The organism is Nostoc sp. GT001 (assembly GCF_030382115.1).
Lineage (GTDB): Bacteria > Cyanobacteriota > Cyanobacteriia > Cyanobacteriales > Nostocaceae > Nostoc.
The window spans coordinates 2106817-2126112 of sequence record NZ_JAUDRJ010000003.1; the positions used below are offsets into that span (position 1 = coordinate 2106817).

At 43.4% G+C, this 19296-nt stretch carries 18 protein-coding genes, 1 tRNA gene and 1 pseudogene; 6 read left to right on the plus strand and 14 right to left on the minus strand.

Going from position 1 to position 19296, the window contains the following annotated elements; genetic code table 11:
• Positions 1 to 89 precede the first annotated feature (89 nt).
• The 9 genes and pseudogenes from QUD05_RS11850 to QUD05_RS11885 all read right to left on the minus strand — a co-directional run bounded on the left by QUD05_RS11850 (position 90) and on the right by QUD05_RS11885 (position 8127).
• Entirely contained in the window at positions 90 to 728 is a 639-nt protein-coding gene (locus QUD05_RS11850; protein WP_289799941.1) for a histidine phosphatase family protein, read from the minus strand.
• A gap of 125 nt (positions 729 to 853) precedes the next feature.
• The gene (locus tag QUD05_RS11855; RefSeq protein ID WP_289796216.1) at positions 854 to 1717 is read right to left on the minus strand and encodes a fructosamine kinase family protein; all 864 of its coding nucleotides are present in this window, start codon (positions 1715 to 1717) and stop codon (positions 854 to 856) included.
• A gap of 122 nt (positions 1718 to 1839) precedes the next feature.
• Entirely contained in the window at positions 1840 to 3141 is a 1302-nt protein-coding gene (locus tag QUD05_RS11860; protein WP_289796217.1) for a M16 family metallopeptidase, read from the minus strand.
• 197 nt (positions 3142 to 3338) lie between these two features.
• A complete protein-coding gene (locus QUD05_RS11865; protein WP_289796218.1) occupies positions 3339 to 3521 on the minus strand; it encodes a hypothetical protein in 183 nt (60 codons plus the stop codon).
• A 4-nt stretch (positions 3522 to 3525) separates the two neighbouring features.
• Positions 3526 to 3762, minus strand: a pseudogene (locus tag QUD05_RS34020) (DUF3011 domain-containing protein); the annotation flags it as partial.
• Positions 3763 to 4397: 635 nt separating this feature from the next.
• A complete protein-coding gene (locus QUD05_RS11870) occupies positions 4398 to 4841 on the minus strand; it encodes a GNAT family N-acetyltransferase (protein WP_289796219.1) in 444 nt (147 codons plus the stop codon).
• Between the two features lie 169 nt (positions 4842 to 5010).
• On the minus strand, positions 5011 to 6798 hold the full coding sequence (gene aspS, locus QUD05_RS11875; protein ID WP_289796220.1) for an aspartate--tRNA ligase: 1788 nt from the start codon (positions 6796 to 6798) through the stop codon (positions 5011 to 5013).
• A 265-nt stretch (positions 6799 to 7063) separates the two neighbouring features.
• Entirely contained in the window at positions 7064 to 7711 is a 648-nt protein-coding gene (locus tag QUD05_RS11880; protein ID WP_289796221.1) for a hypothetical protein, read from the minus strand.
• 146 nt (positions 7712 to 7857) lie between these two features.
• Positions 7858 to 8127 (minus strand): hypothetical protein, encoded by a 270-nt coding sequence (locus tag QUD05_RS11885; RefSeq protein WP_289796222.1) that lies wholly within the window; start codon positions 8125 to 8127, stop codon positions 7858 to 7860.
• 279 nt (positions 8128 to 8406) lie between these two features.
• Here QUD05_RS11885 and QUD05_RS11890 point away from each other — a divergent pair, with 279 nt between their 5' ends.
• Entirely contained in the window at positions 8407 to 9090 is a 684-nt protein-coding gene (locus QUD05_RS11890) for a response regulator transcription factor (protein WP_289796223.1), read from the plus strand.
• Positions 9087 to 10625 (plus strand): ATP-binding protein, encoded by a 1539-nt coding sequence (locus tag QUD05_RS11895; protein ID WP_289796224.1) that lies wholly within the window; start codon positions 9087 to 9089, stop codon positions 10623 to 10625. The genes QUD05_RS11890 and QUD05_RS11895 overlap by 4 nt, the downstream gene beginning before the upstream one ends.
• Positions 10626 to 10656: 31 nt before the next feature.
• On the opposite strand, the gene QUD05_RS11900 is transcribed toward QUD05_RS11895, so the two are convergent.
• From QUD05_RS11900 to pyrE, 3 genes are all read right to left on the minus strand, one after another.
• Positions 10657 to 12087 (minus strand): IS110 family RNA-guided transposase, encoded by a 1431-nt coding sequence (locus tag QUD05_RS11900; RefSeq protein ID WP_289794880.1) that lies wholly within the window; start codon positions 12085 to 12087, stop codon positions 10657 to 10659.
• Between the two features lie 480 nt (positions 12088 to 12567).
• Positions 12568 to 12897 (minus strand): hypothetical protein, encoded by a 330-nt coding sequence (locus tag QUD05_RS11905; protein WP_289796225.1) that lies wholly within the window; start codon positions 12895 to 12897, stop codon positions 12568 to 12570.
• 2 nt (positions 12898 to 12899) lie between these two features.
• Positions 12900 to 13541: an orotate phosphoribosyltransferase gene (gene pyrE, locus QUD05_RS11910; RefSeq protein WP_289796226.1), complete on the minus strand. Its 642-nt coding sequence runs from the start codon at positions 13539 to 13541 to the stop codon at positions 12900 to 12902.
• Positions 13542 to 13647: 106 nt separating this feature from the next.
• On the opposite strand from pyrE, the gene QUD05_RS11915 reads away from it, so the two are divergent.
• Positions 13648 to 14079, plus strand: coding sequence for a hypothetical protein (locus QUD05_RS11915; protein ID WP_289796227.1), 432 nt, complete (start codon positions 13648 to 13650; stop codon positions 14077 to 14079).
• A gap of 123 nt (positions 14080 to 14202) precedes the next feature.
• Here QUD05_RS11915 and QUD05_RS11920 read toward each other — a convergent pair.
• Positions 14203 to 14275, minus strand: a tRNA-Ile gene (locus QUD05_RS11920).
• Between the two features lie 296 nt (positions 14276 to 14571).
• Between QUD05_RS11920 and QUD05_RS11925 the strand changes: the two genes are divergently transcribed.
• Together QUD05_RS11925 and QUD05_RS11930 are read left to right on the plus strand one after the other, a co-directional pair.
• Positions 14572 to 15273, plus strand: a complete 702-nt coding sequence (locus tag QUD05_RS11925) for a hypothetical protein (RefSeq protein WP_289796228.1) — start codon at positions 14572 to 14574, stop codon at positions 15271 to 15273.
• Between the two features lie 100 nt (positions 15274 to 15373).
• A complete protein-coding gene (locus QUD05_RS11930) occupies positions 15374 to 16768 on the plus strand; it encodes a hemolysin family protein (RefSeq protein WP_289796229.1) in 1395 nt (464 codons plus the stop codon).
• A gap of 41 nt (positions 16769 to 16809) precedes the next feature.
• On the opposite strand, the gene queC is transcribed toward QUD05_RS11930, so the two are convergent.
• A complete protein-coding gene (gene queC / locus QUD05_RS11935; RefSeq protein WP_289796230.1) occupies positions 16810 to 17487 on the minus strand; it encodes a 7-cyano-7-deazaguanine synthase QueC in 678 nt (225 codons plus the stop codon).
• Between the two features lie 338 nt (positions 17488 to 17825).
• Between queC and QUD05_RS11940 the strand changes: the two genes are divergently transcribed.
• The gene (locus tag QUD05_RS11940; protein WP_289796231.1) at positions 17826 to 18908 is read left to right on the plus strand and encodes a Gfo/Idh/MocA family protein; all 1083 of its coding nucleotides are present in this window, start codon (positions 17826 to 17828) and stop codon (positions 18906 to 18908) included.
• Positions 18909 to 19296 lie beyond the last annotated feature (388 nt).

A 19296-nucleotide genomic window follows, 5' to 3' on the forward strand; every position in this document is an offset into this window, starting at 1 on the left:
AGGGGAGTAAAATTCAAAGCCTCTCTCCTCTTAGGAGAGAGGTTTGGAGAGAGGTCAGACTGTATTGCACCCAAACGAGAACCGCTATATTATGTTCCGGGACGAGAGCGAATATGATCGGGTATATGATGGCGATCGCCTAATATTTCTAACAAGGGGCCATTAACGTCAAATTTAACCATACTTACCGACGCGACCAAAATATTCACCCGATAGCGATAGCGTCCCAAATCAATCCCCAGTAAACTGCAAAGCATAATCCGAATCGTAGCTTTATGAGAAACTACTAAAACATTACCTTGTGGATGTTTTTCTTGAATTTCAGCAATTACAGGCATAGAACGGTTAGCAATATCTACCGCAGTTTCTCCACCTAGTGGTGCATTCCAAGCTGGCTCTGTCACCCATTTTACATAGTTTTCTGCGTAATTCTCTTGGGCAAACGATTTACTCTTAGTTTCCCATTCGCCGTAACTACCTTCTCTAAGTCCGTCACGCAACTGCATATCCATACCGATAGCATCACAAAATGGCTTGGCAGTTGCAATTGCGCGCTTCATCGGGCTAACATAAACCCCTTCCCACTTCAATTTTTGATAAATATCCGCAAAAGCGGATGCCATCTGCATCCCCTCTGTTGTCAACTCCGCATCAGTTTCACCGCAGAAATTACCACTTTGACTAAAGGTAGTTTCTCCATGTCGCAGTAAATATAAATTGAGTGTCATAGCTTGTATGCGATTGGGATAAAGGAGTTTGTGCAAAAATAAACTACCATCATCTCGCAATCGAGTCTGTGACACCAGGACAAAGTAATCAACCAAAAAAGTCAATCAACCACAATCCCCATCCCTTATCGTAAAATCTGGTCAATCATTCTATTGGCTTGCGAATCGTAACTACCCCCAAATAAATTGAAGTGATTCAAAATGTGATACAGGTTATAAAGTGTTTTTCTCTGCTCATAGCCTAAATCTAACGGAAACACCTCGTTGTAACCTTTATAAAATGCTGCTGGGAACCCACCAAATAATTCTGTCATGGCGATATCAACTTCTCTATCCGCAAAATAAGTTGCTGGATCAAATATCACTGGTTCCCCCGATGCAGTACACCCAGCATTTCCACCCCATAAATCGCCGTGTACTAACGAAGGTTGCACCTGATGATTTGCCAATAGTTCCGGGATAGCTGTTAGTAACTTGTCTTGCTGGGGAAAATTACCTCCCCGCCGCCTTGCCAACTGAAATTGATAACCCAGGCGATGTTTAATATAAAATTCCGTCCAGTCTGTTGTCCAAGTATTAATTTGAGGTGTGGAACCAATGGTATTGTTAATTTTCCAACCAAAAACTTGACTGCTGCTGGCTTTGTGCATCGCTGCTAACTTGCGTCCCATTTCTAACCACGAATTGCTGTTACCGCTACCAAGTTCCAACCATTCCAGGACGATGTAGCTAGAATTATCAGTAGTACCCCAGCAAATTGGTTTGGGGACGCGAATACTAGCTGTTGCTAGCATTTCCTTTAAACCCAACGCCTCAGCTTCAAACATTGCAACTTGGGATGCAAGGTTTTGTTTGACGAAGTAGGTTATCTCACCATTAGAGACAGCATAACCTTGGTTGATGCAGCCGCCACCAACCGATCGCCTTTGCTGACTTTGAAATTTTTCGCCAGTAACCTGGCTAATATGGGCGTCGATTTGAGTCCACATGATTGAATAAAAGTTAGGAGTTATGAGTTATGAGTTAGAAGTAAGGAGCTAAATAAAAGTTAGGAGTCAGGAGTCACAATCATGGCTTTTTACTCATAACTCCTCACTCTTAACTCCTAACTCTAAAAGGGCTTGACAAAAACTACACCATAAGAATCTGGAGATAGATACTCTTTGGCTGCTTGCATCAAGTCTGTTGCATCTTGGCTTTGAATGATCGCTGGGTAGTTAAAGGCGGGTTCCAAATCTCCTACCAAAGACTGATAATAACCATACAACCCAGAGCGATCGCTTGGTGTTTCGTTGCCAAATATAAATCTGTTAGCTACTCGCTGCCCTATACGGGCAATTTCTGATTCTGTTACCAATTCTGTTTGTAGTTTGCTAATGTGTTGAGCGATCGCATCCTCTACAACTGGTAAATTTTCTACTGCACATTTGGCTGAAATATAAAATATCCCTTGTAGCTCGTTGCTCATGTTGCTCACAGAAATCGAAGAAACTAATCCCCGTTCCTCCCGTAAATCCCTCACTAGTCTTGATGTTCGTCCGTGTCCCAAAATTCCGGCTAAAACATCCAATCCATAGGTACGATCTAAGTGCATCATTCCTGGAACCCGCCAAACCATTACTAGTCTTGCTTGTTGCAGACTTTCATCGATAAATTCTTGACGAACAATTTCTGTAAATGGTGATTCAGGATTCAGTGACGAGTGGGCAGAGACGCGATTAATCGCGTCTGTAGTGGGCAATGGAGAGTTGGGAGTAACTTTTTTAAATCCTTCCGCAACTGTTGCAATTAACTCTTCTACGGGCAAATTGCCCACAGCTACAGCAGTAATTGACTGCGGTTGATACCAATTAGCATGAAAATCTCGCATCTGCTGGGGTTTTAGTCCGGCAATCACCGATTCTGGCCCCAATACTGCACGGCGATAGGGTAGACGATCGAAGGCTGTCTCCATCGCCCGCCGATATGTACGCCGCTGGGGATTATCCTCTGAACGCCTAATTTCTTCTAAAACTACCAATCGCTCGCGTTCAAAGGCATCATCAGGAATACTCGCATTCGATACTACATCTATTTGTAGTGGTGCAAGCTCGGCAAAATCTTTGGGGGCAGTAGTTATATAGTAATGAGTATAGTCTTGGCTAGTAGCGGCATTGGTGACAGCACCCCGTTCTTCAATTCGACGTTCAAACTCGCCGCTAGCTAGTCGTTCTGTTCCTTTAAAAATCATGTGTTCTAAAAAGTGAGCCATGCCGTTGATGGCATCAGGTTCGACAGCAGAGCCAACTTTTATCCATAAGTTGAGGTTTACGGCTTCAACTGGCATTTGCTCGGCAATGATTGTCAAACCATTGGGCAACTTGTGCAGCGTCGGAGCATTGAGACGGGGAAATTTCCGCAGGGTTGAGGTCATTGCTACTTGTGTGTGAGGAGCATGTTACTCTCTTATCTTATCTGCGACTATAAAATAAGCACTGCGATCGCTTCTCTACAAAAAAAGAAGCGATCGCATTAGCAAGAGACACAAAAAAGACTTGACAGGGCATCTGCCTTAAGTTGACGCTAATAGCGAGAAGCCCACCTCACAAGAAGTAGCTGAGTATTTTTTTATTATATTAATGCAATACCCAGTTTCCTATCTGTCATATCTGTCGTTTCTATTATCTCTGTCATATCTATCGTTTCTGTCATATCTATCGTTACTATTATCTCTGTCATATCTGTCGTTCCTATTATCTCTGTCATATCTGTCGTTTCTGCGATTGCCAACTGAAAACTCAGCTCGGCAACCATTTTTCACCCAAATACGATTTCTCCGATAGCCCCAATTTCCTCTACAACTGGTGTTAGATAATTGCCTAACAAACCTGACTCTGCCTCTTGTATTTACCGAACAAGTATTTCTTCGATTATTCTGGCTTGAACAAGTTATTGTCTCTTGAGCTGAAGCTGGGGCAGCAATACTCAAAAGTGTACCTATACTAAGATTAGCAACCAGAAAGGTTGCAGCAATTGTGGGAATGCGCATAATCATAATAAAATGCTAGATTTCTTCCAGATTTCAATATGTAGTAATTCTAGCAAACTGCATTCAGAGCCAATGAATAAATCAGATTAAATGCAAAGAATATTTGCACTCTGAACTTTATCAAATACAACAGGTTCTATCAAGCAATTAACCATTGTAAGGGTTTTAATTGAGCTTTTTTAAATGTTCAATTTTGTAACAAGCCTACTTCCATTGGCGTATTTTTGCCTATTTTCTGTAATGCACTTGCTTTGGTACGCCGATTTTTCTAGGCTGGGACTCATATTTAATTTTTTAAATATACGTAGGTGAGCCAGTGCGTTGCGGAGGTTCCCGACGCTCGTGACGCTTGATGACTCGCTAACGCTGCGCTATCGCCTTGGCGTCTCCCTTTGGGAGATGACTCGCTAACACTGAACTATCCGTTGTAGCAACTGGCGTTGCGTTATGGCGTAGCGTAACACACCATTCCGAATTTTAGGTGCGTTACGCTACGCCATAACACACTCTACTGGCGTGTCTAGACTAAATTGCAAACTCTTGGGGGATGGGCTTCTAGCCCGTCCTAATTGGCGGGCAAGATGCCCGCCCCACAAGAAAATTTATTGCAACATTTTAGTCTTGTCACGCCACTACACACACTACTGCAACGGTAAGGCGTAATGGTAAAACTCTTCATTCTTAATGTAATCTCGCGCTTCATAGAGTTTTTGCGCGGTTATGTTAGAAATTTGAGTCGCTAAAATTACTCGAACGGCTCCACTCTCTTTTGCATATTTTTCCGCAACACTCATCAATAACTTTGCAATTCCTTTGCGGCGATACGACTCTTCCACATACAAATCGTTCAATATCCATACTCGTTTCATCGACACTGAAGAAAAGCTGGGATAAAGCTGAGTAAATCCAACTAATTCCCCATTGTCATTAGCTGCAAACATTACCGAGTCATTATTCTGGAAACGTTCTTTGAGAAACTCTTTAGCAGCTTCAAGGTTTGATGGCTGATTGTAAAAAATACGATACCGATCAAATAGTACTGAAACACTTTCAATATGATTAATATTAGCTAAGAAAACTTCCATATTTATGAAAATGGAGAAAAAGAACATTTAGAGTGTTTAGAGACTCCATTGGAATACAGTTCAGCAATTGATGAAAGGCAAAGGGAGCATAATAAACATAACAGAAGAGTTAGAGATGAACTGAGCTATAAAGGCTTACTTTAACTTTCTGTGCTCCCCTTGCGCTTTGTTAAGACTTTGGTTTATAAGTTGAAGCAACGTGTAATTCTTTCAACTGTTTAGCATCTACACTCGAAGGCGCATCTGTTAACAAACAACGTGCTTGTTGTGTCTTCGGAAAAGCAATGACATCCCGAATTGATTCTTCTCCAGCTAGCAACATTACCAAACGATCTAAACCGTAGGCGATGCCACCATGCGGCGGTGTACCATATTCAAATGCTTCTAAGAGAAAGCCAAATTTACTTTGTGCTTCTTCAGGAGATAAACCGATGGCTTCAAACACTTGCTGTTGAATTTCTCGCTGATAAATCCGCAGACTTCCGCCACCAACTTCTACCCCATTGAGTATTAAGTCATAAGCTTGGGCGCGTGCAGTTTTTAAGTCGCTCAAATCATCAGGATGTGGTGCTGTAAACGGGTGGTGCAGTGCTTCTAGACGCTTTTCGTCAGCATTCCACTCGAACATCGGGAAATCTGTAATCCACAGCAAGTTGATTTTTTCTGGATCGATTAGGCTAAATTCTCTAGCGATCGCTTGTCGTAATCTATCTAAAGTTTTATTAACTGTAGCAGCTTCCCCTGCCCCAAACAATAGCAAATGTCCAGCTTTAGCACCTGTGCGGCGTAAAATTTCTTGTTTTTGTTCTTCGCTTAAGTTGTCTTTAATTGCCCCAATGGTGTCAATTTCGCCATCATCCCTGACGCGGATAAAAGCTAAACCTTTAGCACTAACTTCGCTGGCTTCTTTAAATAAATCGCCACCTGGTTTAATGCGGACATTAGAAATTACATCGTTACCGTTGGGAATGGGGAGGATTTTGACTATACCACCATTGGTAACAGTGTCCCGAAAGACTTTGAAACCAGAGTCTTTCACGATATCTGAGACATCAACTAATTCCAAACCATAGCGTGTATCTGGTTTATCACTACCGTAGCGTTCCATCCCCTCAGCATAAGTGAGACGCGGGAAAGGGCGCTGTAACTCAATGCCTTTAACTGTCTTGTAGATATGGCAAACTAAATTCTCATTTAGTTCGATAATTTCTTCTTGGGACATGAAGCTCATTTCCATGTCCAACTGCGTGAATTCTGGTTGTCTGTCAGCGCGTAAGTCTTCGTCACGAAAGCAACGGGCAATCTGATAATATCTATCTAAGCCGGATACCATCAGCAATTGTTTAAATAGCTGGGGTGATTGCGGCAAAGCATACCACTCACCAGGATTGACGCGACTGGGTAGAACATAATCCCGCGCTCCTTCTGGGGTAGAACGGGTAAGGATTGGGGTTTCGACTTCGATAAAACCTTCCAAATCTTCTAAATAACGACGCATGGCTTTGACAATTTGATGACGCAGTTGCAAATTTTGCGCCATGCGTTCGCGTCGCAAATCCAAATAACGATATTTCAGCCGTAAGTCTTCCCGCACTGTTTCGGTGTCAGCTACAGAAACTTGGAAAGGTAACTGTTTGCGAACAGCATTGAGTAGTTCAATTTTATCGGCGTAGATTTCTACCTCGCCTGTGGGGATGCGGGTATTCAACGATTCTTCGGGACGTTGTGTTACTCTACCAGTGATTTCGACAACATATTCATTTCGCAGGGCGTTCGCATATTCGTAAGAATCTGGGGTGCGTTGCGGATCGCTGACGATTTGGACAATTCCAGAGCGATCGCGTAAATCTAAAAATATCACACCACCATGATCGCGGCGACGGTCTACCCATCCGTAAAAGGTAACAGTTTCTCCAATATGTTCTTTTCGGAGTTCGCCGCAATAGTGAGTTCGCATAAGTCTTAGTTATTGTTTCCGGGCTAGATTGGCAAGAAAATGTCAAAGCCTTCCCATTATCTAGCATCAATAGTAATTGTAGTAGTTCTGGTGAAAGAAAAAATCAAATAATCTCACACTATATATACAGCATCATATACAGCATCTTTCATGTATTTGAACCACACACAATACTTGTTGGGTTTTGGGGGAAAGGGAAAAGGGTAAAGGGGAAAAAACCTTACCTGTCGTAGGGGCGCAAGGCCTTGCGCCCCTACCCCGTGGTCTATGGTTGAGGACGGTTTTCTTGGGGAGAGGCTCCGGCATTGCCAGGAGGATGAGGTGGAACACCTAGTGCGTCGATTAACTGTTGTTCAGTGACACCCAGCTTTGCTGCTGCGGCTTTAAAATCAGGTCTGGGTGGGCGTTGACTGCGATCGCCTGGATTTGGCCGATTTGCTGGGACTCCTAACGCCGCTTTTAACTGTGCTTCTGTAACTCCTAATTTTGTTGCTGCGGCTTTAAAATCAGGTCTGGGTGGGCGTTGATTGCGATCGCCTGGATTTGGCCGATTTGCTGGGACTCCTAACGCCGCTTTTAACTGTGCTTCTGTAACTCCTAACTTTGTCGCTGCGGCTTTAAAATCAGGTCTGGGTGGACGCTGATTGCGATCGCCTGGATTTGGCCGATTTGCTGGAACTCCTAGCGCCGCCTTTAACTGGGCTTCTGTAACTCCTAACTTTGTCGCTGCGGCTGCAAAATCAGGTCTGGGTGGACGCGGCCGTTCGTTTGATGGTTCGTTGGGCGGTTGTTGCGCTTGTGCAATTCGATCGAATTGATTAGCAGCATTTGCTTGATTGAGTGAAATAAAACCAAATGTGCCAACCAGAACAGGAATCGCTGTCGCTACTAGTACTCTACGAATATTCATCATTAAATCTCCAAAGGTTTATATTTCTAATTAAGTCTTCTCAAAATAACAGTTTGCCCTGTTTCTAAATTACAAAACTGTAATTTAGAAACAACAATACTCTGACGAGATCGCCGCTGAGGGCGAGGTGAAATGCAAGGGTGCATCAATTAACGGTTATTGCGTTCTACCCGGTTTGGAACTGCTTCTTGATTATGAGCTTGGGGACGTTGGGGAGTACGCTTTTTCTCATGTGGACGGGGTTTAGAATGTCTGATTTGTGGTTTTTTCTCAGATATTTCTGGTTTGTTGGGCTGTTGTGAAATCTCGGCGTTCCGATGAGGTGGATTAGCGGCATTTGCCTGATGAGGTGCAACAAAACCAAATGTACCAATCAAAAAAGGAATCGCTACTACGGCTAAGACTCGACGAATATTCATAAAAATCAACCTTCAAAAACTAGTAGTCTGCCAACCTAAAAATGTTAGGTGGAGGTTGGGTAAAGGTTAAAGATAAAAGGGTAAGGGATAAAAAACCTTTCCCCTTTCCCCCTTCCCCTTTACCCCGCTTGCGTTGCCTTGGCGTACTACTAGGGTGTTCATATTTCTAATTGAGCCACCTCAAAATTACAGCTTTCCTATTTTCTAAATTACAGTTTTGTAATTTGAATAAAAAATAATGAATTTAGAATAGAAGAATATATGAATTAATAAAAAATTGTGAACGTTCTGTTTGTTGAAGATGAAGCGAAAATTGCTAACTTTGTCAGGGCTGGATTAAAGGAGCAGGGATTTGTTGTAGACTACTGCGATAACGGTGATGATGGATATCTGCGGGCATTAGACAACGAATATGATGCGATCGTACTCGACATTATGATGCCGGGAAAAGATGGACTATCGATTCTAAAACTATTACGGCGGCAAGGTCGGAATGCTCCGGTGATTTTGTTGACGGCTCGGAATGAATTAGACGATCGCTTGCAAGGGCTAAATTTGGGAGCGGATGACTATATTGCTAAACCGTTTTTTGTGGAAGAGTTAGCAGCTAGAATTCATGCAGTTGTGCGCCGGAGTGTGAGCGAGCGCCAAAATCTACTTTGCGTTGAGCCGATCAAACTTGATCGCATCACTAGGGAAGTAACTTGCGATCGCCAAGCCATAGAACTCACCAGCCGCGAGTTTAATCTTCTGGAATATCTTATGCGCTCTCCCGGACGGGTTTTCACTCGTACCCAAATTTTGGAACACGTTTGGGGCTACGACTTTAACCCCAACACCAATGTTGTGGATGTTTGTATCCAGCGAATTCGTAAAAAGATTGATCCCCTTGATCAAGCAGTCTGGATTGAAAGTATTCGAGGGGTTGGATATCGATTTCGCAAGCCAGATTCATCATCATGAAACTCCCTTCCTTTCGACTCCGCATTGCTCTGTTGTCTGCGGCTCTAGCTGGCAGCACATTAGTCGGATTTGGCGCGGTTTCCTGGTTTCAGATTTACAATGCTAAGATTAGCCGCCTGGATGCAGAACTATTAAATCACTTGATGCGGGCAACTCCGAACTTCCCTCCACGAGAGGAACCTCCCATTGGCGCAGCCTTTCCCAGAAGAGAAAACTCGCGCGAGCGATCGCGATGGCAGTTTTACGAAGATTCCTTATCTTATGCTTTCGGAACCAATACAAAAACCCCTGTCGCCCTGGTGGTGCTGGACGCAAATAACAACATCCTTTATCAATCCAACTCCCTATCTGCCGATCTTGAGGTGAATCGTCTGTTGCTGAAGCGTCTCCAATTTACGCCTCTACCACCGTCCCCGAAGAGAGAACCACCACCTTTACCCTCCAATACAAATCCATCCTTCGAGCGGCCACCACTAATTCGTCCACGCCCACCTCAATTTATCACCGAGGAGACAACAACAGCAGTCTGGCGCATTGGGGCAGCTAAATTTCCCAATGCTCAGATTGCCATAGCCGTTAGCTTGCAAGCCGTAGATCAAGAAATGGCTACCATTCGCAATATCTTCCTGGTTTCAATTCCGGGAGCGCTGCTGCTGGTTGCGGTGGGAGCATGGTTAGTTTCTGGCGGTGCTTTACGTCCCATCCGGCAATTAACGGGCGTAATTCAACAGGTAACTGTCAAAGGGCTAGATCAGCGCATTCCCATTGGGACAACTGATGTTGAATTTGTCGAACTGATTCAAGTGTTTAACCTAATGTTGTCACGCTTGGAACGTAGTTTTACCCAAGCTTCCCGCTTTAGTGGTGACGCGGCTCATGAACTAAAAACCCCACTGACTATTTTGCAAGGTGAACTAGAACGAACACTCCAACAGGTCGATCCTGGTAGTGAAGTACAACAGCGCTTAAGCAATTTGTTAGATGAGGTGCGCCGCCTGAGTGGAATTATGCGAAAACTTTTGCTGCTATCTCTAGCAGATGCCGGAAAAATGAGCTTATATCTGGTTGACGTGGATATGTCTGAGTTGCTGATGGAGATGCTAGAAGATGTGGAAATGCTAGCTCCCCAGTTGACAGTGCAAACTGACTTTACTGATGGGTTGTGGGTAAAAGGCGATCGCGATCTTTTAATTCAAGTTTTGCAAAACCTATTTAGTAATGCAATTAAATATAATCTCGCCAACGGCTGGATACAGATTCGCGCTCATCAAACTCCAACAACTCTCTACGTCACCATTGTCAATGCATCAAAAGATATTCCCCTAAGCGATGCCTACGGCGCACGTGAACGTGAACGCGAGCGCATTTTTGACCGATTTTATCGCGGCGATCCCTCACGTAACCGCAAGATAGAAGGAATCGGACTAGGACTGAGCCTAGCCCGAGAAATTGCCAGGGCACATCGTGGCGACCTTACTCTTGACTCAACATCTTCTGGTCAAACAGGGTTCACCCTCACCTTACCGATGAAGTAATCCCTCTCTGAAGAAACACTTTGCGTAAAGCTTATGTAGCAAGGGTAGGAGAGGATAGAGTATTTTGCTGCTCTGGAGAAATTGGGACAATTTCAAGACCAAGAGCATGAGCTTTGTTCCTGAGATTTTTGAGAATCAGTTCCTGATATTTTTGCTCATAGTAGTCCATACCAGGGTCGGTATATTGCCCAGCAGTCGCCCACATTTGGTAAAACAAGCGTGCCAATTTATGGGCAGTAGCGGTGATGGCTTTTGGAGCACCCAAGCGCGATCGTAAACGCCTGTAAAAAGCACCCAAAGCAGAACGGCTTTGAGTTAGAGAAAAAGCAGCCATCCGAAAAGCCGAAGCTGCACGATTAACAACTCGACGAGTCTGAGAACTTTTGACTTTACCACCAGTAATTTTTTGACCAGGGCATAAACCCAACCATGAGGTAAAGTGCTTAACAGTGGGAAATCGTTTGGGGTCTAATCCAACTTCTGAGAAAATGGTTTGCACAGTCAAAACATCAAGGCCATCAATCAGGGTAAAATCTACGCCAGAAATGTGATAAAGATATTTACGTAAATCAAAATTGGGATTATTGCCTACGGGCTTTTTTCTGCGTTTTCGCTTGCTGGGAGGTGGTTCATCCTGTACTTTAATTTCAAACGTATTTAAACATTTTTCAATTTCTTTATCTATGGCAGCTATCTGTTGTTGATAAACCTCATAAAGGGTTAACTCTTGATTGAGGACAAACAAATGTTCTGGACGATAGTCTCCAGTTAGGGCTTTAGCAATGTCTGTTTTACTACTTTTAATTCTAGGGTCTTTGAGGGCAGCTAACTTTTGTGGGTCTCGTTCACTAGCGACAATTGCCTTAATAATTGTCATTCCAGTTAAACCACTAATATCGCTAATCACTTGATGTAAATGTAGATTCATTTGAATCAGTGCTTTTTGCATTCTTTGCAAATGAGTTCCAGCACTTTTAATCAAGCATTCTCTTTGGCGAATATAACTACGTAAGATACAAACTTGATCTTCTGGGCGGAAAGAGCCAGACAATAGCCCATAGGTGTGTAACTGTTGTAACCATTGACAGTCTTTGACATCTGTTTTACGTCCTGGCACTGTTTTCAAATGGTGAGCATTTACCAGTTTGACCTCAAACCCTCTGGTTTCCAAAATTTGGAACACCGGAATCCAATATACTCCTGTTGCCTCCATTGCTACAGATGTTACGCCACATTGACTCAACCAATCAGCCATTGCCATCAAATCTGGGGTAAAACATCCAAATCGCCGCACATTTTTCTCGTCTCTCAGAGGCGGAACACACACCCAATGTTCTGCACTACCCAAGTCAATTCCTGCCGCATTCTCATTTATTTGCGCTAAATGTGAAGCATTAGATGACTCTAGCCTTTGTTCTTGACCACTAAATGGATTTTGATCTTGGTTTATTGGCAATTTCATCTTGGCACCCCAGTTTGATCATTCCAATATGTCCTGACCTGGGTTGGTTATATGTAGATAATCTCTGAAACGGGATAGGAAAATTTTCCTTCACCAATGCCATAACCATTCAACCCAGAACCATGCTTTCAATCAGGCTTTTTTTAATACACTATTGTGGGTACGGTTTTAACTGTCAGGATACTTATAAATGTATCTGGTATTTCGCCCATGCGCCCATGCTTATTGTTTCTTTCATCCATAACGGGCGGAAAACGCCGCCAGTGCGGTGCTTTCAAGAAACAAGGCAGGAGGCAGAAGGCAGAAGGGAAGAGGATTTGACTTATTTCTTCAGGAGTTTTTTTTTGATTTATTTAAAGCTAGGACTTACGCAAAACATCTCTTAAACTCTGATTTCTCCGTGTCCTCTGCGCCTCTGCGGTTCGTTATTTTGTAACTCGCGCGTAAGTCCTAAAAGCGATCGCCTGGCACTTGCATTGATTAATTCAAAGCATCAGCGATCTTAATCCCAAGGTGCTGCAATGCTTTTTCTTTGACAAATTCAGCGGCACTACGAGCTGATTCCGCCAAAATAGTATCGGTGTTTGGAGTCAGCTTCAGCGCTCCTCCCAGATATCCCAAAGCTTTGCAATAATCATCATTCAAGTTTGTAGATGCCAGTCTCTTTACAGTTTGATGATCGCCACCCTGAAAAGCTGTTAACGCTTTGTGGTGTAAATCATTTTCTGGCTTTCCTAGTACTTCAAGAATTGCGCTCACAGCTTTCTCGACTTTTTCTTGTGTTAGTTCTGTGGATACTGTTGCTTGCATATTTATCTATCTCCTTTTGTTGATGAATTTGCAAGTTGTCGGTAGCGTTCTTGAACTTCCTGAATCGAAAACAAAGTTTCAAACTTCAATCCCCCTGACTGGTACAACTCACCTCCCCCTTGTTGTCGATCTACCAGTGAAATTACTTGATTTACGGTATAACCTGCATCTTTAAGACGCTCAACCGCTTTTAGAGCAGATTGCCCAGTTGTGACTACATCTTCCAAAACTACTACTTTTGCACCCTCTGGTAAACTGGAGCCTTCTATATAAGCTCTTGTCCCATAACCCTTGGCTTCTTTGCGAATAATCAGCGCTGGGATTGGGCGGTTTTCATAAACAGAAACTATACTCACTGCTGTCACAATTGGATCGGCTCCCATTGTTAAACCACCTACAGCCTGTGTATCTACAGGTAATAAAGGAAATAGTAATCGTCCGACTGCTAAAGCGCCTTGAGGATGGAGTGTTACCTGTGTCTTATTGACGTAATAAGAACTACGCAGCCCAGAAGATAGGAGAAAATCACCCTCTTGATAAGCAAGTTGGCAAAATAAATCTAGTAACTTGTGGCGTAAAGTGGTCAAATCAGAAGTGGTTGCCCAAATATCTGAGTGGGTAAGAGTTTCAGTAGGATACGTCATTACAAAACATTAAAAGTTGTGCTACACCAAAGGTTGAACTCATCAGAGTTCTGAACTTCAGCATAAATTAAGATTCGCCCAAAGCAAAAGTTGAGGAGTCAGAAACGTGCGTATAAAATTTAAAACCCTTGGTGGTTTATTGGTGCTGCTTGCTGCTGGTATTGCTTTTCCCTCTATTGCATCTGCCCAAACGGCAACACCCAATTCTGAAACGATGAATGATGTATTTGAACGAGCTTATTTTCGTCATGATCGCAATTTCTACGAAAATGGCGGCCTCAAGCGTCAGCTAGACTCATTTCTCGGATCTGGTTCTAGTTTCGGTGGTTCCTTTCCAGAAAATGAAATTGCCCGCGACGCTAATTTGATTAATACTTTATATCATGATGCCCTGACTCAGCAAGTTGGCAACGATCCTTATATTCGTACTCCTGATTTACCAAATCCTTATGACACATCGCTGATGATGTCTCCTCGCTATAGCAACAAACTCAAAGTAGGAACTGAATTCAGGTTTGAAACTTTACCATCTCGTTAAGATTGGGGAGTAGGGAATGGGGAGCAGGGGAGAATGATTACTAACCAACACTTCAGCAATGTTCAATATAAGTGCCCATGCCCAATGCCCCATGCCCTCTATTGCTACTTTGTGATGATTTAGTGCGCCCTGCTGGAATCGAACCAGCCTGAAGACGAATTATGAGTTCGTTGCCTCCCCAATCGGCCAAAGGCGCTTGTTTTTTTGGTTTGTGGGTTGCTACGAGCAAATTACTTAAACTCTTAGCTCAACCTTATTTACTAATTTTAGAGCGAGAAAAATACTTCACGCACTGAGTTTAGCCAATTCCATGAATATAGCACAAATTTACCACGTGTGAATACTGGACAATAGTTTATTAGATTTTTATACTACATAATTTGATCATAGATATAGTGCAAACTAATATTGATTAAGTTCCTTTAAGGATTGAGGTCAAAAGCTTCACTATTCTTAAATAGACCAGCATTCTATTGTGATAGCTTGTCAGCGATGAAAATAAATTCTACTGTACTTCTTACTTTGATTTTGTTAATTCTGATGATGGGAGCCAGCTCTGTGAGCGCGTTTTTAGGCTTTGAACTGGGGAGTTCAGCACTTAAAGGCGTGACTACACCAGATGGGCGTCCCACAACTAAATTTGCCAGCAATAAGGCAAATAACTCCCAACAGGGAGGGCTGGTGCTATTAAAAGAAGAAGAAATTCTGAAAATTGTCAAGGCGCGAATTGAGGGTAAGACCAAAGCCGCTAAATCGGAAAAGCCAGAAGAAGATGATGAAGAAACCAATAGCAGCAAGCAGAAGCCAGAGGAAAAACCCCCAGAAGTAGTTGAAGAAAAGCCCCTACCAGGTTTTCCAGTTACAGCCCAAAGTCAGGGTGTAACAATGACTGTGCAATCTGCTCGCTACTCTGGTGGTGATTTACTACTGAAAGTGAAAATGCAGAACAAAGGTAAGGATTCTGTGCGCTTCCTGTATAGTTTTTTAGATGTTACCGATGACAAAGGACGAACCCTGAGTGCAAGTACAGAGGGTTTACCAACAGAATTGCCTGTAAATGGGCCAGCATTTTCAGGTACAGTGAGCATTCCGACAGCTTTACTTGATGATGTCAAGAAAATATCACTTGCTCTCACTGATTATCCCGCTCAACAATTGAAGCTAGAGGCATCGAATATTCCTGTAGAAAGGTAGAAAGGGCATTGGGCATTGGGATTAGGGAAGAGGTGACAGGTGATAGGGAATAATCTTTACCCTGTAACCTATACCCTTTCTAACTCCCCAATCCCCCTAAATGGAGGGCGTGAGTTTTACACGAGCTTTGGCGGTGAGTGGTTTTCCTAATTTAAGTTTGATAGAAGTGGCGCTGCGGTTGTTATCAGTGCTACTACTGATTGCCATAAATGCCTTTTTTGTGACGGCGGAATTTTCGATGGTGAGCGTGCGGCGATCGCGTATTCACCAGCTAGTTAAGGCTGGGGATATTCCAGCGATCGCTGTAGAAATGTTACAACGCAGTATTGACCGACTGCTATCTACCACCCAGTTAGGCATTACCCTCTCTAGTTTGGCACTGGGATGGATTGGCGAAAGTACGATTGTTGTGCTGGTGAATGCCTGGTTAAGATCCTGGGCTTTACCCAGTGGGATGACTACTTTCCTCGCCCATTCCCTATCAATTCCTATCGCCTTTTTCTTAATTGCCTATTTGCAAATTGTGATTGGAGAATTATGCCCCAAATCCTTAGCCATGCTGTACTCAGAACAGCTAGCGAGGTTTTTGAGGCCTCCGGTAAAAGCGATCGTGCGTTTTTTTGGCCCCTTTATCTGGATTCTTAACCAATCAACTCGTTTTTTATTACGAATTTTTGGCATCCAATACACAGGTCAAGGCTGGCGACCGCCTGTAACTCCCGAAGAATTGCAACTGATCATCTCTACAGAATGGGGATCTACTGGTTTACAGCGTGCAGAGCGAGAATTGCTCAATAATGTCTTCGAGTTTGGGGATGTCATGGCGCAAGATGTGATGATCCCGCGCACCAGTATTATCACACTGCCAAAAGATGCTAGCTTCCAGACATTACTCAGGGAAATGGCTTCTACTGGTTACTCTCGCTATCCCGTGATTGGTGAATCTTTAGACGATGTTCGCGGTATTGTTTATTTTAAAGATTTGGCACAACCTTTGGCAGTCGGAAAGCTCAGTTTAGAGACACAGATCCAACCTTGGATGCGTCCCGCCCGGTTTGTTCCAGAACACACGCCCTTGAGTGAACTTTTGCCCATGATGCAGCAAGAGAAACCCGCTATGGTCATGGTAGTGAATGAATTTGGCGGTACTGTGGGACTAGTGACAATCAAAGATGTCATTGCCGAAATTATTGGCGATCCCAGCGACCTTGAAAGCAGTGAAGACTTACTGATTCAGATGTTAGGTGAGCAAAAATTTTTGGTGCAAGCACAAATCAACCTCGAAGACCTCAACGAAGTTTTGCATCTCAATTTGCCCCTGACCAGAGAATACCAAACACTAGGGGGATTTTTGCTGTATGAGTTACAGAAAATTCCGGCCAAAGGCGAAATATTTTGTTATCAAAATCTCGAATTCACCGTGGTATCGATTGTTGGGCCACGCCTGCATCAAATTCAACTGCGGCGGTTAGAGGAGTTAGGAGTTGAGAGTTAGGAGTTATGAATTTTAACTCCTCACTCCTAACTCCTAACTTTTCAAGAAGCATACGCCACAGGATCGACAAGTCCCAATTCGGCAAAAGCTGCTAGCCGTAAGCGACAAGAATCACACACACCACAGGCGACATCTCCACCTGCATAGCAAGACCAAGTTAGTTCCCAAGGAACTCCCAATTGGTTCCCCAGTTGGATGATTTCGGTTTTTTTCAGGTTGATTAGGGGTGCAACAATCTTAATTGGTTGTCCCTCACGCCCTTGTTTAGTTCCTAGGCGAAAAACTTCCTGCATTGCTTGGATATAGTCGGGGCGACAATCAGGATATCCTGAGTAATCTAGGGCATTAACGCCGATATAGACACGCTCTGCTGCGATCGCTTCGGCAAAACCAAGAGCAAAGCTTAAAAAGATGGTATTACGAGCCGGAACGTATGTGACAGGAATATTTTGAGACATTTCATCTAGCGATCGCTCCTGGGGTAAATCAATGGCATTATCAGTAAGGGCCGAACCGCCCCATTGTCGTAAGTCAAAGTTTACTACCTGATGTTTTGCGATCGCAGCTTTTTGAGCAACACTGAGTGCTGACTGTAACTCTCGTCGATGTCGCTGCTGGTAATCAAAGGAAATAGCATGACATTCACAGCCATCAGCTTGAGCTTTGTACAGAATTGTGGAAGAGTCCAATCCCCCAGATAACAAAATTACAGCTTTCATCTCGGTTGCAAATTTTGGATTTCAAATTACTGCATCAAACCTTAACAAAATGCCAGAAAGCAATGCCAAGGAGAATTTATACTTAGGTCTTACTGAAAGTTTTAAAGTTAATAAAAATACATATATTTTTGTAGAAACTGCAAAATCCAAAGCAAACTCGAAATATCTATACAAAAGATATTTGGATTACGGGAACCGATCACAAACTTTGAAATTCTTCATAAACATAGGCTCTATGTTACCATCTGGATGGTTTTAGACGGATCGTAACCGGCTTTCGAGTATAAACGCCAACGGCCGTAGCGTCTCTAAATTTGGTGGTTGAGGAGAGAATAATAGTGCAAAATAGCATGTCAGTGGCAGAACCGAATCTATATACACAGCGCAACCAGCCACGACCAATCCGCATAGGCGTGATTGGAGTGGGTAACATGGGACAACACCACGCTCGCGTGCTGAGTTCAATGAAAGATGTTGAACTAGTCGGAGTGGCAGATATTAACGTCGAGCGAGGATTAGAAACTGCCAGCAAGTACAAGGTGCGTTTTTTTGAAGATTACTGCGATCTGCTACCCCTTGTGGAAGCAGTTTGTGTAGCTGTTCCCACCCGTCTGCACTATGCCGTGGGTATCAACTGTCTGTTAGCGGGAATTCATGTTTTGATTGAAAAACCGATCGCAGCCAGCATTTCTGAGGCAGAGTCTTTAGTAAATGCCGCAGCTGAGTCTGGGTGTATCCTGCAAGTAGGTCATATTGAGCGTTTTAACCCAGCTTTTAAAGAACTGAGCCAAGTTCTAAAAACAGAGGAATTACTGGCGCTAGAAGCCCACAGAATGAGTCCTTACTCAGATCGGGCAAATGATGTTTCAGTTGTGCTGGATTTAATGATCCATGACATCGACCTACTTTTGGAATTAGCTGCTTCCCCAGTCACAAAATTGACTGCTAGCGGTACTCGCTCCTTGGACTCTGGTTATTTAGATTACGTAACCGCCACCTTGGGGTTTGCCAATGGTATTGTTGCTACTCTGACTGCTAGTAAAGTCACTCACCGCAAAATTCGCCGGATTGTCGCCCATTGCAAAAATTCATTTACTGAGGCAGATTTTCTCAAAAATGAAATTTTGATTCACCGCCAAACGGCTGCCAATTCTCTCACTGACCACCGACAAGTACTTTACAGGCAAGATGGTGTAATTGAAAAAGTTTACACCAGCAATATTCAACCACTAAGTGCAGAGTTAGAACATTTTGTCAACTGTGTACACGGTGGCAATCAACCCTCAGTAGGTGGTGAACAAGCTCTCAAAGCCCTGAGACTCGCAAGTTTAATTGAGCAGATGGCTCTGGAAGATCGAGTTTGGAATCCCTTAGACTGGCAATCGGAACCAAGGGTACAATCTTTGACTCCCACAGTCTAGAAGAAGGGACGAGGGGGATGAGGGGGACAAGGTGAAATTTTCTCCTTTCTCTCTCCGTGCTACCCCACAGCCCCAACTTCAGCAGAAAACCTAGAATATGTTTTTAAATTTGCCATCAAATCTTTAGATCCTTCCTAGTCCCTTTAAAAAAGCAGGCTAAGGGGGATCTAAAAAATTAGAAAATAAAACCTAATGGTTTCAGATCCCCGACTTCTTGAAGAAGTCGGGGATCTGATCGCCCCGCAAGATTAATGAAACAGAGACCTAGCTTCCACTTGTCTGACTCTATTTTTCAGTTGTGATGCCAATTTTTAGTGTAGCCAAATTCCCTTGACTCTAGCAAGCGGGAATAATTACCCTTTAAAAAAGCTAAAGCTGAATTTAGCAC